Source organism: Pseudarthrobacter naphthalenicus (assembly GCF_029076445.1).
Lineage (GTDB): Bacteria > Actinomycetota > Actinomycetes > Actinomycetales > Micrococcaceae > Arthrobacter > Arthrobacter naphthalenicus.
The window spans coordinates 45,808-60,335 of sequence record NZ_JARESG010000009.1 but is presented as its reverse complement, the minus strand read 5'-3'; the positions used below and the strand labels follow the sequence as shown (position 1 = coordinate 60,335).

The window sequence follows — 14,528 nt, the reverse complement described above, 5'->3', positions numbered from 1 at the left end:
GGCTACTTTTCTTCCAGTCCCAGTGCAGCTGCAACGGTGACAACATCGTTGGAGACCTTGACCGGCTGCACCTCACTGCCGTCTTCGGTGCGCAGGGCCCACTGGGGATCCTTGAGGCCGTGGCCCGTCACGGTGATGACAATGGTCTTGCCGGATGGTACTTCGCCCGCGGCGTGCTTCTTCAGGAGGCCCGCCACCCCCGCTGCTGAGCCCGGTTCCACAAAAACGCCCTCCCGGGCGGACAGCCAGCGGTGCGCATCCAGGATCTGCTCGTCGGTCACGGCGTCGATGAAGCCGCCGGACTCGTCGCGGGCCGCAATGGCGCCGTCCCAGGAAGCAGGATTGCCGATCCGGATGGCAGTGGCGATGGTGTCCGGTTCCGTAATGGGGTGGCCGGCTACGAACGGAGCCGCGCCGGCAGCCTGGAAGCCCCACATCTGCGGCGTTTTGGTGGACACGGGCGCCAGCGTGCCGGCCGTAGCCGATTCGAACGGGGCCGAGTACTCCTTGTAGCCCTTCCAGTAGGCCGTGATGTTGCCGGCGTTTCCGACCGGCAGGACGTGGATGTCCGGGGCGTCACCAAGGGAGTCCACGATCTCGAACGCTCCGGTCTTCTGGCCCTGGATACGGGCAGGATTGACCGAGTTGACCAGGAACACCGGGTAGGACTCCCCCAGCTTCCGGGCGATGTCCAGGCAGTTGTCGAAGTTGCCGTCCACCTGCAGCAGCGTGGCGCCGTGCGCGATGGCCTGGCTCAGCTTGCCCATGGAGATCTTGCCTTCGGGGACCAGCACGGCACACTTCAGGCCGGCGGCCGTGGCGTAGGCGGCGGCCGAAGCGGAAGTGTTGCCGGTGGAGGCACAGACCACGGCCTTGGCGCCGGATTCAACGGCGGCGGTCATGGCCATGGTCATGCCGCGGTCCTTGAACGAGCCGGTGGGGTTCATGCCCTCGACCTTCAGGTACACGGTGGAACCCGTCAGTTCGGACAGCTTCTGCGCGTGGACCAGCGGAGTGCCGCCTTCGCCCAGGGTGATGACCCGGGTGGATTCCGTCACGGGCAGACGGTCAGCGTATTCGCGGATAACGCCGCGCCATTGGTGAGCCACTTAGACTCCTTCTACCCGCAGAACGGATGTCACTGAATTGATAACGTCCAGGCCCTTCACAGCCTCGACGGTGGCTGCAAGGGCAGCCTCGGACGCGCGGTGCGTGACAATCCGCAGTTCGGCCGACTCCGTGCTGGAGCCGGCTTCCTTGTGGATGGTCTGCCGCATGATTTCGATGGACACACCGTGCTCCGCGAAAAGCTTGGCAATGCGGGCCAGGACACCGGGCTGATCGGCCACGTCCAGGCCGATGTAGTAACTGGTGATGGCCGCATCAATGGGAAGTGCCGGAACGTGCCCGGTGGTGGTCTCGGTCCGCTGGGGACCGCCCAGCACCAGGCGGCGGGCCGCGGACACCAGGTCACCCAGGACGGCAGACGCCGTGGGGGTGCCACCGGCGCCCTGGCCGTAGAACATCAGTTCTCCGGCGTTTTCGGCCTCGATGAACACCGCGTTGAACGCTCCGCGGACGGCGGCCAGGGGGTGCTCCCGCGGGAGCAGCGTGGGGTGCACGCGCACCGAAACGCCTTCGCCGCCGCCTGTTTCCGTGCCTGCGGCCGGGAGTTTTTCGGCGATGGCCAGCAGCTTGATGACAAAACCGGCGTCCTTGGCCGCGGCGATGTCCGCGGCGGTGACGGAGGTGATGCCTTCACAGTGGACGTTTTCGAGGGCAAACCGGGTGTGGAAGGACAGGGTGGCGAGGATCGCGGCCTTGGCCGCTGCGTCGTGGCCCTCGATGTCCGCCGTGGGGTCCGCTTCGGCGTAGCCAAGCCGCTGGGCTTCCGCGAGGGCATCGGCGAACTGGGCACCGGTGGAATCCATCTGGTCGAGGATGAAGTTGGTGGTTCCGTTGACGATGCCCATCACCTTGGTGATCCGGTCCCCGGACAGGCTGTCGCGGATGGGGCGCAGGATGGGGATGGCACCGGCCACCGCCGCTTCGTAGGACAGCTGCACGCCGGCTTTGTCGGCCTCTTCGTAGAGGGTAGGGCCGTCCTGGGCCAGCAGCGCCTTGTTGCCGGTGACCACGCAAGCGCCGTTCTGCAGCGCGGAGAGGATCAGGGTGCGGGCCGGCTCGATGCCGCCCATCAGTTCGATGACCAGGTCCGCGTCTTTGACCAGGGTCTCGGCGTCCGTGGTGAACAGTTCCGGCGGCAGCTCAACGTCGCGCGGTGCGTTCACGTTGCGCACGGCGATACCGCTGAGCTGAAGGCGGGCGCCGGTGCGGGCGGCAAGGGTGTCGGCGTCCTCAATGAGAATCCGCGCAACCTGGGCCCCAACGTTGCCACAGCCCAGGAGGGCTACTTTCAGGGTTCGCAATTCAGTCATTCAGACTCCCATGTCGCGGTTGAGCAGATCTTGTTCGGTTTCCCCGCGGACAATCAGCCGGGCAGATCCGTCGCGCACCGCGACAACGCCCGGCCGGGCCAGATAGTTGTAGTTGCTCGAGAGGGCCCAGCAGTAGGCGCCGGTTCCCGGTACAGCAAGCAGATCACCGGCTGCCACGTCCTCGGGCAGATATACATCTCTAACAACTATGTCGCCGCTCTCGCAATGTTTGCCCACTACGCGGGACAGCTGCGCCGCCGCGTCCGAGGTGCGCGAGGCGAGAACAGCCGAATAATCCGCGTCGTACAGCACCGGCCGGGCGTTATCGCTCATGCCGCCGTCAACCGACACATACCGGCGCGGGTGCGTAACGTTTTCCGGCGGGGTTCCGGTTGTTTGGGCTGTCCCGGCTGTTCCAACGGCGGGCGCGTCCACGCGAACCGTCTTCAGGGTGCCCACCTCGTACAGCGTGAAGGTGGTGCTGCCCACAATCGCGCGGCCCGGCTCAATGGAAATCCGCGGGGAGGTGATATCCAGGTCTGCGCACGTGGAACGCACGACGGCGGCCATCGCCTCCGCGATCTCGGCTGCGGGCCGGGGGGTGTCCACCGGGGTGTAGGCAATGCCGTACCCGCCGCCCAGGTCCAGTTCGGGCATCACGATGGAGTACTTTTCCTGCATGGCGGCAAGGAAGCGAAGGAGCTTCTCGGCTGCCAGGGCAAAGCCGTCGGGCTCGAAAATCTGGGAACCGATGTGGCAGTGCAGCCCGAGAAGGTCGATGCCTGGGTAGTTGGTTGCGGCCGCCACGGCTTCTTCCGCCGCGGACAGACCTGCCTGCTCGGTGGTGTCCTCCGCCATGGAGAGGCCGAACTTCTGGTCCTCGTGGGCGGTGGCGATGAACTCGTGGGTGTGAGCGTGCACGCCGGGAGTCAGCCGCAGCATGACTTTGGCCTGCTCCCCGCGGTTTTCCGCGATCCTGGCGACGCGCTGGAGTTCGTCCAGGCTGTCCACCACAATCCGGCCGAGCTTCATGTCCAGGGCCCGGTGAATTTCGGCGTCGGACTTGTTGTTTCCATGCAGGGCCACGTCCGCGCCGGGGATGCCGGCCCGTGCAGCGACTGCCAGTTCCCCGCCGGAGGCGGTGTCCAGCCGCAGGCCTTCCTCCTCGACCCACCGCACCACGGCGGTGCAGAGGAAGGACTTCCCGGCGTAGTAGACGTCCACTCCCCCGCAGATGTCAGCGAAGGCGTTGTTGAACGCGTCGCTGAAGGAGCGGGCACGCTCCCGGAAATCGGTCTCGCTCAGCACAAAGAGCGGCGTTCCGTACTGCCTTTTGAGCTCGCTGACCGGGATGCCGTCAATGGCGAGTTCGCCGTCGCCGTTCCGGTCAACGTCACCGGCCCACAGCGGCTGATGCAGGACGTTCAGATCAGCCGGAACGGCGAGCCAATCAGGGGCCAGCGGGGAGGCGGCCTGGTGGTTGGTTTTTGGCACTGCCATCACATCCGTTCCGGCGCGGAGACGCCAAGGAGGTCCAGTCCGTTGGCCAGGACCTGGCTGGTGGCATCGTTGAGCCACAAACGGGTGCGGTTGACGTCGGTGACCGGCTCGTCGCCCATGGGGGCGATGCGGCAGGCGTCATACCAGCGGTGGTAGGCGCCGGCGATGACCTCAAGGTGGCGGGCGATGCGGTGCGGCTCGCGCAGTTCGGCGGCCTTGGCCACGATGGAGGGGTAGCTGCCCAGGTAGGAGAGCAGTTCGTTTTCGGTGGCGTGGTCCAGCAGGGAGGCCTCGAAGGCGCTCCGGTCAACGCCGGCGGCCACGGCGTTCCGTGCCGCGCCGCGGGTACGGGCGTGGGCGTACTGCACGTAGAACACCGGGTTCTCGTTGCTGTGCTTCTTGAGCAGGTCCGGGTCCAGGGTCAGCGGGGAATCCGCCGGGAAACGGGCCAGCGAGTAGCGGACCGCGTCCTTGCCAAGCCAGTCGATGAGGTCCTTGAGCTCGATGATATTGCCTGCACGTTTGGACAACTTGGCGCCGTTGACGGAGACCAGCTGGCCGATCAGGACCTCGATGTTGACCTCGGGGTCATCTCCGGCGGCCGCCGCAATGGCCTTGAGCCGGTTGATGTAGCCGTGATGGTCCGCGCCGAGGAGGTAGATCTTCTCGGTGAAACCGCGGTCCTTCTTGGACAGGTAATAGGCGGCATCAGCCGCGAAGTAGGTGGGCTCGCCGTTGGCGCGGATCATGACCCGGTCCTTGTCATCGCCAAAGTCCGTGGTGCGCAGCCACACCGCACCGCCGTCGTCGAACACATGGCCCTGCTCGCGCAGCCGCGCAACGGCACTTTCGATGGCGCCGGCGTCGTGCAGTTCCTGCTCGGAGAAGAACACGTCGAATTCGACGCCGAAATCCGCGAGCGTGGCCTGGATGTCCTTCATCTGGGCCTCGTAGGCCGCGGCGCGGATCACGGGGATCGCCGCGACCTCGGTCAGTTCACGGATGTCCGGGTGTTCGCTGAGTACCTCGTGGCCGAGGTCCGCAATGTACTGGCCGGGGTAGCCGCCGTCGGGCACGGGGAGGCCGTGGAGCCGGTTGTAGACCGACTGGGCGAACGTGTTCATCTGCGTGCCGGCGTCGTTGATGTAGTACTCGGCGGTGACCTCGGCGCCGGATGCGCGGAGGACCCGCGCGATGGCGTCGCCCAGGGCTGCCCAGCGGGTATGGCCGATATGCAGGGGCCCGGTGGGGTTGGCCGACACGAATTCCATGTTGACGGTATGGCCGGCGAGCGCGGTGTTGGTGCCGTACTCCGGACCGGCTTCCACGATGGCCTTCGCCAGGGCCCCCGCGGCCGCAGCGTCCACGGTGATGTTCAGGAAGCCCGGACCCGCGATGTCCACGGCCGAAACGCCGTTGATGGTCTTGAGCCGGGCACTCAAAATGGTGGCGAACTCGCGCGGATTGGTGCCGGCCTGCTTGGACAGTTGCAGGGCGATATTGGTGGCCCAGTCACCGTGATCCCGGTTCTTTGGTCGCTCCACCCGCACCTCGGCAGGAACTGCAGACGCGGAAAGCCCGATTTCGCCGGCAGCGACGGCATCTTTCAGGCAGGCGGATATGGCGAGGGAGAGTTCTTCGGGAGTCACCCCTCTAGCCTACCGGCGCCCGCCACGTGGAGGAATTTGAGCCATGACGGGTGACTTGGGGTCCCAGCCGGCGGACCGGCTTAACTGAGCCAGCCTCGCGGCTGGCTCTCAGCGTGAACCATTACGCTGAATCCGACGTTGAGTACACCGTAAGCACCCAGCCCACGAAACGAGCCCCATCATGAGACCGTCAGTCCGCAAGAGTGTTTTCGCCGGCCTGGCCGGCCTGTCCCTCGTCGGAACCGTGGCCGGCTGCGCGCCCACGGCAACCCAAGGGGCAACGCCGCCGTCCGCTAACGACAGTTCCGCGGGCGAAAGCACCCCGTCCGGGACCTCGTCCTCCCTGGCCGGCAGCGGGTCCGACTATAAAGACGGGACGTACAACGCCGATGGCACCTATGTGTCCCCGAACGGCACCGAAACAGTGGGCGTGGAATTAACGCTTGCCGCCGGGACGGTCAAGGCGGTCAACATCACCCAGCACCCCTCCAACCCGAACACCCGCAAGTTCCAGGGCGAGTTCGCCGGCGGAATCGCCGCCCAGGTGGTGGGCAGGAACATTGACCAGCTGAAGGTGTCCAAGGTTGCTGGCTCGTCCCTGACCAGCGGCGGGTTCAACCAGGCGGTAGAGAAGATCAAGTCAGAGGCCCGCTAGGCCGTGCCGCAGCCCGGCTTGGAGGAGTTCCGCTTCGACGGGATCGGCACCCGTTGGGAGATTAGTACGCCCCGGGCCCTTTCGGCGGGTGTCCGGGCCCGGCTCCTGGCCGTGGTGGAAGCGTACGACGGCGCGTGGTCACGGTTCCGTCCGGATTCCACCGCCAGCGCCATGGCACGTGAGCCGGGGCGGCATGAGTTTCCGCCGGAGGCTGCACCGCTCGGGCAGCTATACCGCTCCCTGTACCGCCTCTCAGCCGGGGCGATGACGCCGCTGATCGGCAGCAGCCTTGAGCAGCTGGGCTACGACGGCGACTACTCACTGCGGCAGGCGGGCCCTCCCCTGGCGGCGCCCCGCTGGGAGGATTCCCTGGACTGGGACGGTTCAGTCCTCACGAACCGTGCGCCCGTGGTCTTGGACATTGGCGCCGCCGGCAAGGGCCAGCTGGTGGATCTTCTGGGCGTCGAATTGCGTCAGCATGGCCACAACAGCTACCTGATCGATGCCAGCGGGGACCTGTTGTACAGCGGTCCGGACGTCATCAGGGTGGGCCTGGAGCACCCGTATGATCCTGCCAGGGCCATCGGCACGGTGGACCTGGCAGGCGGCGCGCTGTGTGCCTCTGCCGCCAACCGCCGTGCCTGGGGGGACGGGCTACATCACGTCCTGAACGGCACCACGGGCCGGCCCGTCAGCACAGCCGTGGCCACCTGGACCATGGCGGCCAGCACCATGCTGGCTGACGCGCTGGCCACCGCATTGTTCTTCGTCCCGGGCGCTGACCTGGAGCGCAGCTTCGAGTTCTCCTGGCTGACAGTATTTTCCGATGGAAGCGCCGCCTATTCGGCCGGATTTGAAGGGACGTTGTTCACATGAGCCCCATCGACACCCCCACGGCGGTTTCGCCGGCCGGCCGGCTGGACGCATGGTTGGGAAAGTACACGATGTACCGGCTGATCCTCCTGGTGCTCGCGGCGCTTGCCGCGTACAGCGTGGTTTTGGACGCGCTCGGCTGGCTGACTTTCGGCATTCCTGAGATGGTGGTGCACCTGGCCCTCTGCCTGGGCCTGACCTATGCCTCCAACCGGGTCCTCGCCGCAGTGTTCCATGTCCGGCCGCATTCAGAGTCGTCGCTGATCACGGGGCTGCTGCTGTACTTCCTTTTCTGGCCGTCGTTTGCCCCCATGGATATGGCGGGGGTGGCCCTGGCCTGCGTGCTGGCTTCTGCGTCCAAGTATGCGCTTGCGTGGCGTGGGCGGCACGTGTTCAACCCTGCCGCGGCCGGGGCGTTCGTGACCGGCCTCACCGGGTTGAACATAGCGACGTGGTGGGCGGCGACCCCTGCCATGCTGTGGCTGCTGGTGCCGGGCATCGTGCTGGTGCTGCACCGCACCCGGAAGTTCCTCATGGCCGCAGTTTTCCTGGTGGTTGCCGCCGCGGTAGTGACCTCGGAACTGCTGCAGGCAGGGACGACGCCGGGCGATGCGCTCTGGCAGGCCGTGGCACAGCGGCCGCTGCTCTTTTTCGTCGGCTTTATGCTGACCGAGCCGCTGACGCTGCCGCCGCGCCGCTGGCAGCAGCTCGGGCTGGCGGCCGTGGTGGGGGTGGTGTTTGCGGTGCCGTACAACGTCGGGTTCTTCGCCAACTCCCCCGAACTGGCCCTGCTTGTGGGCAACCTGCTGGCGTTTGTGCTGGGCCAGCGGGGCGCGCTGAGGCTGACCTTCACCGGTTCCCGGACGTTGACGCCCAGCACCACCGAGTTCGGCTTTAACCCCTCCCGCCCGGTCCGCTATCTGCCCGGGCAGTTCATGGAACTGGACCTGCCCCATGACAAGTCCGACGGGAAGGGCCGCCGCCGGGTCTTCAGCCTGACCAGCGCCCCGGGCTCGGCGACAGTCACGTTCGGGGTGCGGACCGCCGAGCCGCTGTCAGCCGCCAAGAAGGCCCTCCTGGCATTGGAGCCCGGCGACCCGGTGACCGCTACCTCGGTGGGCGGGGATTTTGTGCTGCCGCGCGACCCGCGAACGCCGGTGCTGCTCATTGCCGCCGGCATTGGTGTCACACCGTACCTCGCGCACCTGGCGGCAGGCGCCGGGCGGGACCGGGATGTGGTCCTCCTGCTGCTGGAACGGAACGCAGCGGAGATAGCGTATGCCCGGGAACTGGAAGGGTGCGGTGCGCGGATGGTGGCCCGCCTCGCCGATGGTTCCATCCCGCCGTCGTTCATTGCCGACGCCGGAAACCGAGCCGACGCCGGCGCCGCGGGGCCGGGCGGCGTTGACTCCCCGCCCCGGCTGGACGGAACCTCCCTGCGGGCGCTGGTGCCTGACATCGCAGAACGTACCGTCTACGTCTCCGGGGCCCCCTCAAGCGTTGCTTCGCTGCGCCGTGCCGCGAGGGAGGCGGGTGCGCGCAGGGTGCGTGTGGACTCGTTTGCCGGTTACTGAAGAATCGCGGGGGCGGCGTTTCGGCTCGCCGGAAAGGCTCGGTAAGCTCCGTTTTTCATTGCGGGCCACCTTCCTGCTAAGCTCTAGGACGTCCCGCCAGCAACGGCAGGATCCCTGAATTGCCCTCGTAGCTCAGGGGATAGAGCGTCTGCCTCCGGAGCAGAAGGTCGTAGGTTCGAATCCTATCGAGGGCACCAACATGAAAACCCCACCGCGCCAGGCGCGGTGGGGTTTTCTGTGCATCGGCAAGCGCTTTCGAAGCGCGGCCGCGGGCCTCCATCAAATTGTCTGTGACCCCTCGTAGGCTGATGCCACCATCCGAGGGGGTACGTTATGCACTTACCAGACCACCAGCTGCCAGGCCAGCGTCCGTCAGCTGAACAGCCACAGGGCCGGCATCAAACCAGCGGCCGGTGCTTCATCATCCCGCCCTACTTATTGCGGCGGTTGGCCCGTCAGGATGCGCCGGAACTCCTGTCCGCCGCGCGGGCGGCCAAGGAAGCACTGAGCCATATACGGTCGGTCCAGTCAGCCAGGACAGCGCCTCAGCCCGCCGCGCCGCCGGCATTCCGCGACGTCCAGCCCGGACCGCCAAACCGCAGCATCTACGATGCGGCAGGCTCCGAAACACTCCCCGGCAAACTTGTCCGCAAGGAAGGTGACCCGGAATCGGGAGACCTGCCAACGGACGAGGCCTATGACGGCCTCGGGCACACGCACCGCCTGTTCGCCGACGCCTTTGGACGCAACTCCATCGATGGCCATGGCCTGCCACTGGATGCCACCGTTCATTTCGGAAAGCTGTATGACAATGCCTTCTGGAACGGCCAGCAGATGGTCTTCGGCGATGGCGACGGCCAGGTCTTCGAACGCTTTACGCGGTCACTGAGCGTTATCGGACACGAACTCACGCACGGAGTCACACAGTTCTCTGCCGGACTCGCCTACAGAAACCAGGCCGGCGCCATCAACGAGTCCCTGTCTGACGTCTTCGGCGTGCTTGTTGAGCAGTATGTCAGGAAGCAGTCCGTCGACCAGGCCAGCTGGCTTATCGGTGAGGGACTTTTCACGGCACAGGTGCAGGGCAAGGCCTTGCGGTCCCTGAAAGCTCCCGGCACCGCGTATGACGACGACGTCCTGGGTAAGGACCCCCAGCCGGACTCAATGGACTCGTACGTGCGGACCAGCGCGGACAACGGCGGCGTCCACATCAACTCCGGCATCCCCAACCGGGCCTTCTACCTGGCCGCAGCAGCCCTGGGCGGCAACGCCTGGGAGGCGCCGGGCCGCATCTGGTATGAGACCCTGACCGGCGGATCCCTGCCTGCCGCCGCCACCTTCAGCGTCTTCGCGCGGGCCACCGCAGCTTCAGCCGCCGAATTGTTCGGGTCCGGTTCCGCCGAACATGACGCCGTCCGGAAGGCGTGGGAAACTGTGAAGGTCAAGCTTTAAGCCAACGCTTGGCTGCCGGCAGGTGGCAGCCCGGCTGCAGGAAAGCCCAGGAACCCGGCCATGAAAATTAGCGTGGAGCGCACCGGCGGGATTGCCGCGCTGACACGGGTGTGGACCGTTACCGCTGAAACGGAAAGCGCCATGAGCGAGTGGCAGCCCATTGTCGAGGCCTGCCCGTGGGATGCGGTACCCAAGACAGTCCGGGCAGCCGCCGCCGAAGCGGAAGCCAGCCAGCCGGACCGCTTCATCTATGCCATCAGGGCAGGGCAACGTCGCGCGGCGTTGCCGGAGCAGCAGGTGACCGGTCCCTGGCGCGTCCTCATCGACAGTGCCCGGGCCGCCGCGGAACGGTCTCAATAGCCGGCCGTACGGAGGGGAGCGCCGGAATGGTGCGAGCCCCAGTAGACTGGCTGCAGCCATGACATTTCATATCTCCTATCCCGCTGAGCTGCCCGTCTCCGAGCGCCGCGAGGACCTGATGGCTGCCATTGCAGCGAACCAGGTGACCATCATTGCCGGCGAGACCGGTTCGGGTAAGACCACCCAGATCCCCAAAATGTGCCTCGAACTGGGCCTGGGCGATAACGGCCTGATCGGTCACACCCAGCCCCGGCGGCTCGCGGCGCGCACCGTTGCGGAGCGCATCGCTGAGGAACTGGGCGTGGAGATTGGGCAGGAAGTCGGCTTCCAGGTGCGTTTCACCGGCGAGGTCGGCCGGTCCACGAAGGTCAAGCTGATGACGGACGGCATCCTGCTTGCCGAGATCCAACGTGACAAACTGCTGCGCAAATACAACGCCATCATCATTGACGAGGCACACGAACGCAGCCTGAACATCGACTTCATCCTCGGCTACCTCAAGCGCATCCTCCCGCAGCGTCCCGATCTGAAGATCATCATCACCTCCGCCACCATCGATCCGGAGCGTTTTGCCAAGCACTTCGGCTCCGAGGAGACGCCCTCCCCCATCATCGAAGTTTCGGGGCGCACCTTCCCGGTGGAAATCCGGTACCGGCCCCTGTCCCAGCCTGCCGGCGGGGCCGTAACCGGAGATGATGAAGACACCTCCTCGGATGACGAACTCGAGGAGGACCGTGATCCGCTCGACGCCGTCTGCGACGCCGTGGACGAACTTGCGGGCGAAGCGCTGGGCGACATCCTGATTTTCTTCTCCGGCGAGCGCGAAATCCGCGACGCCGCAGACGCGCTCCAGGCGAGGATCCAGTCCAACCGCCGCTTGGCCGGCACCGAGGTCCTGCCGCTTTTCGCCCGGCTCAGCCTGCAGGAACAGCACAAGGTGTTCCACCCGGGCAGCAGGCGGCGCATTGTGCTGGCCACCAACGTGGCCGAGACCTCCCTGACCGTTCCCGGGATCAAGTACGTCATTGACACCGGCACCGCGCGCATCTCGCGCTATTCACACCGCACCAAGGTGCAGCGCCTTCCCATCGAGCGGGTGTCCCAGGCCTCCGCCAACCAGCGGTCGGGCCGTTGCGGCCGTGTATCCGACGGCATCGCCATCCGGTTGTACTCGGAAGAGGACTTCGAGTCCCGGCCGCTCTTCACCGACCCCGAGATCCTGCGCACCAACCTCGCGGCCGTCATCCTGCAGATGACCGCCATGGGCGTGGCCCGCGGTCCCAAGGACGTCGAAAACTTCCCGTTCGTGGAGCCGCCGGATTCGCGTGCCATCAACGACGGCGTCACGCTCCTGCGTGAACTCGGCGCGTTAAGTGCCGTGCGGGCCGGAGACGCCAAGAGCGGCGGGCTGACCGCCGTCGGGCAACAGCTTGCCCAGCTGCCGGTGGACCCGCGGCTGGGCCGGATGATCGTCGAGGCGGGCAAGCGCGGCTGCGTGCGTGAAGTGATGATCCTGGCAGCGGCGCTGACCATCCAGGACCCCCGCGAACGCCCGACGGACAAACAACAGCTCGCGGCGGAGAAGCACGCCCGTTTCCGCGACGAGAACTCGGACTTTACCGGCTTCCTGAATCTGTGGAACTACATTCAGGAAAAGCAGCAGGAGCTCTCTTCCACCCAGTTCCGGCGGCTTTGCCGCAACGAGTTCATCAACTACCTGCGGGTCCGGGAATGGCAGGACCTGTTCGCCCAGCTCCGGCAACTGGCCCGGCCGCTGGGCATCAGCCTGGACAACAAACGCCTCGCAGATCCGGTGGGCAATAACGAAGGCATCCACATCAGCCTGCTCTCCGGGCTGCTGAGCCACATCGGCATCCTCGATGACCGCAAGCGCGAGTACGCCGGCGCGCGCGGCAGCCGGTTCGCCATATTCCCCGGGTCGGCACTGTTCAAAAAGTCCCCCACCTTCGTGATGGCTGCCGAACTGGTGGAAACAAGCCGGCTGTGGGCCAGGGTCGCCGCCAAGTTTGATCCCGTGTGGGCCGAGCAGGTGGCGCCGGACCTGGTTAAACGCAGCTACAGCGAACCCCACTGGTCCACCAAAATGGGCGCCGTCATGGCGTACGAGAAGGTCACGCTCTACGGCGTGCCCATCATTCCCCAGCGCCGGGTCAACTACAGCCGGGTGGACCCGGTACTCGCCCGCGAGCTGTTCATCCGGCATGCCCTGGTGGAGGGCGATTGGAAAACCCACCACAAGTTCTTCCACCGCAACCGTGCCCTGCTGCTCGAAGTGGAAGAGCTTGAGGCCCGGATGCGCCGCCGGGATCTGCTGGTGGACGACGAAACACTGTTCGAGTTCTATGACGCCCGGATCGGCCCGGATGTGGTGTCCGAGCGGCACTTCGACAAATGGTGGAAGGAAGCCCGGCAGCAGAACCCGGACCTGCTGGATTACGACAAGTCGCTGCTGCTCAACGACGAAGCCGACAACCTGGACGAAGCCGCGTACCCGAAGACCCTCCTGCACAAGGGCTTCGAGCTGCCGCTGACCTACGAGTTCCACCCTGTTGCGCCCGGCTCGCCGCCGAATCCCTCCGATGGCGTCACAGCCGAGGTGCCGGTGCTCTTCCTCAACCAGTTGGACGACAAGGCCTTCCGCTGGCTGATCCCCGGCCAGCGCGTGGAACTGGTGACGGCGCTCATCAAATCCCTGCCCAAACAGATCCGCAAGAACTTTGTCCCGGCCCCGGACGTCGCCCGCCAGGCCGTGGCCGCCCTCGAGGCGGACTTTGACCCGGCGAGCGACGAGCTGGAAGCATCGCTGGAACTTGCCCTGCGCCGAATCCGCGGCCAGGTCATTCCGCCGGGGTCCTGGAACTGGGATGCCGTTCCCTCGCATCTGCGGGTGAGCTTCAAGGTCGTGGACAGCAAAGGCAGGGTATTGGACGAGGGGAAGGACCTCGCCGCCCTCCAGCAACGCCTGGCGCCGGCAACGCGCCGCGCCATCGCAGAATCCCTGGGAGCAACTCCCGCCACCACCGCACCGCCATCACGGAACAATCCGGCAGTTGCAGAAAAGTCAGGCGGGACCTCCCCCGCGGCGACGGGTGCCGGAACCCCGGCAACCGGTCGCGGGACGGGCTTCAGGGAACAGGGCGGACTGACCTCATGGACCTTCGGCACCATACAGCGGCAGGTCAGCAACACGGTCAACGGCCATACCGTCACCGGCTATCCGGCGCTGGTGGATGAAGGAACCTCGGTGGCACTGCGCGTGTTCCAGACCTCCTCTGAACAGCTGGCGGCCATGCGCGGCGGCGTCATCCGGCTCCTCGCGCTGCGTGTTCCCGCGCCGGACCGCTACGTGCTCGAACACCTCAACAACACCGAAAAACTGACCTTCAGCCAAAACCCGCACGGTTCGGTCTCGGCACTGATCGCCGACTGTGTCCTGGCTGCCGTGGACAAGCTGACCCCGGCCGATGTCCCCTGGGACCGTGAGTCCTTTGACGCGCTCTACGAGCAGGTCCGCGCGGAACTCATCGACACTGTGTTCAGCGTGACGGCTGTGGTGGAGCGCATCCTGGCCAGCACCCGGCGGATCGAGAAGCAGCTCAAGGGGACCACGAGCCTGGCACTGATCAGCGCGCTGAACGACATCAAGAGCCAGCTCGAGCAACTGGTGTTTCCCGGTTTCGTGGCGCGCACCGGATTCGCCCAGCTAAGCCAGCTCCCCCGGTACCTCGCGGCCATCGAGAAACGCCTCGAGCGCCTGCCCGGCAACGTCCAGCGGGATGCCCTGAACATGGCCGCGGTCCAGCGGCTGGAGGACGACTACGACGACGCCGTGTCCGCACTGCTGCCGGGCCGGCGGGCCGGTGCCGAGCTCACCCAGGTGCGCTGGATGATCGAGGAACTTCGCGTGAGCCTGTTCGCTGTCGAGCTCGGAACCGCCTATTCGGTTTCCGAAAAGCGGATCAGGGCGGTCCTGAATAAGGCACTGGCGCCGGCTTAAGCCTTCCGG

Annotated in this window: 10 protein-coding genes and 1 tRNA gene; 7 read left to right on the top strand and 4 right to left on the bottom strand. The window is 66.1% G+C overall.

All coding sequences use genetic code 11. The annotated features are described in order from the left end of the window. Window positions 1–2 precede the first annotated feature (2 nt). From thrC to argS, 4 genes are read right to left on the bottom strand one after another with little or no spacing between them, the layout of a single operon-like run. Window positions 3–1,109, bottom strand: a complete 1,107-nt coding sequence (gene thrC / locus PY310_RS10690; protein ID WP_275214363.1) for a threonine synthase — start codon at window positions 1,107–1,109, stop codon at window positions 3–5. After that, a complete protein-coding gene (locus tag PY310_RS10685; protein ID WP_275214362.1) occupies window positions 1,110–2,438 on the bottom strand; it encodes a homoserine dehydrogenase in 1,329 nt (442 codons plus the stop codon). Further along, on the bottom strand, window positions 2,439–3,938 hold the full coding sequence (gene lysA, locus PY310_RS10680; RefSeq protein WP_275214361.1) for a diaminopimelate decarboxylase: 1,500 nt from the start codon (window positions 3,936–3,938) through the stop codon (window positions 2,439–2,441). Further along, window positions 3,938–5,587, bottom strand: coding sequence for an arginine--tRNA ligase (gene argS / locus PY310_RS10675; RefSeq protein WP_275214360.1), 1,650 nt, complete (start codon window positions 5,585–5,587; stop codon window positions 3,938–3,940). The genes lysA and argS overlap by 1 nt, the downstream gene beginning before the upstream one ends. Before the next feature lie 181 nt (window positions 5,588–5,768). Between argS and PY310_RS10670 the strand changes: the two genes are divergently transcribed. From PY310_RS10670 to hrpA, 7 genes are all read left to right on the top strand, one after another. After that, on the top strand, window positions 5,769–6,242 hold the full coding sequence (locus tag PY310_RS10670) for an FMN-binding protein (RefSeq protein ID WP_275214359.1): 474 nt from the start codon (window positions 5,769–5,771) through the stop codon (window positions 6,240–6,242). A gap of 3 nt (window positions 6,243–6,245) precedes the next feature. After that, window positions 6,246–7,118: an FAD:protein FMN transferase gene (locus PY310_RS10665; RefSeq protein ID WP_275214358.1), complete on the top strand. Its 873-nt coding sequence runs from the start codon at window positions 6,246–6,248 to the stop codon at window positions 7,116–7,118. After that, window positions 7,115–8,689, top strand: coding sequence for an FAD-dependent oxidoreductase (locus tag PY310_RS10660; RefSeq protein ID WP_275214357.1), 1,575 nt, complete (start codon window positions 7,115–7,117; stop codon window positions 8,687–8,689). The genes PY310_RS10665 and PY310_RS10660 overlap by 4 nt, the downstream gene beginning before the upstream one ends. Before the next feature lie 121 nt (window positions 8,690–8,810). Beyond that, window positions 8,811–8,886 (top strand) — tRNA-Arg (locus PY310_RS10655). A 136-nt stretch (window positions 8,887–9,022) separates the two neighbouring features. Beyond that, window positions 9,023–10,141, top strand: coding sequence for a M4 family metallopeptidase (locus tag PY310_RS10650; RefSeq protein ID WP_275214356.1), 1,119 nt, complete (start codon window positions 9,023–9,025; stop codon window positions 10,139–10,141). 60 nt (window positions 10,142–10,201) lie between these two features. Then, window positions 10,202–10,501, top strand: coding sequence for a protealysin inhibitor emfourin (locus PY310_RS10645; protein WP_275214355.1), 300 nt, complete (start codon window positions 10,202–10,204; stop codon window positions 10,499–10,501). A gap of 58 nt (window positions 10,502–10,559) precedes the next feature. Then, window positions 10,560–14,519 carry an ATP-dependent RNA helicase HrpA gene (gene hrpA / locus PY310_RS10640; RefSeq protein WP_275214354.1) on the top strand — a complete coding sequence of 1,320 codons (3,960 nt, stop codon included), beginning with the start codon at window positions 10,560–10,562 and terminating at the stop codon, window positions 14,517–14,519. The last annotated feature ends 9 nt before the right edge of the window (window positions 14,520–14,528 follow it).

What these genes read in the sequence shown, in the direction of transcription:
- PY310_RS10645 (WP_275214355.1), top strand. Translation starts at nt 10,202, where the DNA reads ATGAAAATTAGCGTGGAGCGCACCGGCGGGATTGCCGCGCTGACACGG.
- PY310_RS10660 (WP_275214357.1), top strand. Translation starts at nt 7,115, where the DNA reads ATGAGCCCCATCGACACCCCCACGGCGGTTTCGCCGGCCGGCCGGCTG.
- PY310_RS10685 (WP_275214362.1), bottom strand. Translation starts at nt 2,438, where the DNA reads ATGACTGAATTGCGAACCCTGAAAGTAGCCCTCCTGGGCTGTGGCAAC.
- PY310_RS10650 (WP_275214356.1), top strand. Translation starts at nt 9,023, where the DNA reads ATGCACTTACCAGACCACCAGCTGCCAGGCCAGCGTCCGTCAGCTGAA.
- hrpA (WP_275214354.1), top strand. Translation starts at nt 10,560, where the DNA reads ATGACATTTCATATCTCCTATCCCGCTGAGCTGCCCGTCTCCGAGCGC.
- lysA (WP_275214361.1), bottom strand. Translation starts at nt 3,938, where the DNA reads ATGGCAGTGCCAAAAACCAACCACCAGGCCGCCTCCCCGCTGGCCCCT.
- PY310_RS10670 (WP_275214359.1), top strand. Translation starts at nt 5,769, where the DNA reads ATGAGACCGTCAGTCCGCAAGAGTGTTTTCGCCGGCCTGGCCGGCCTG.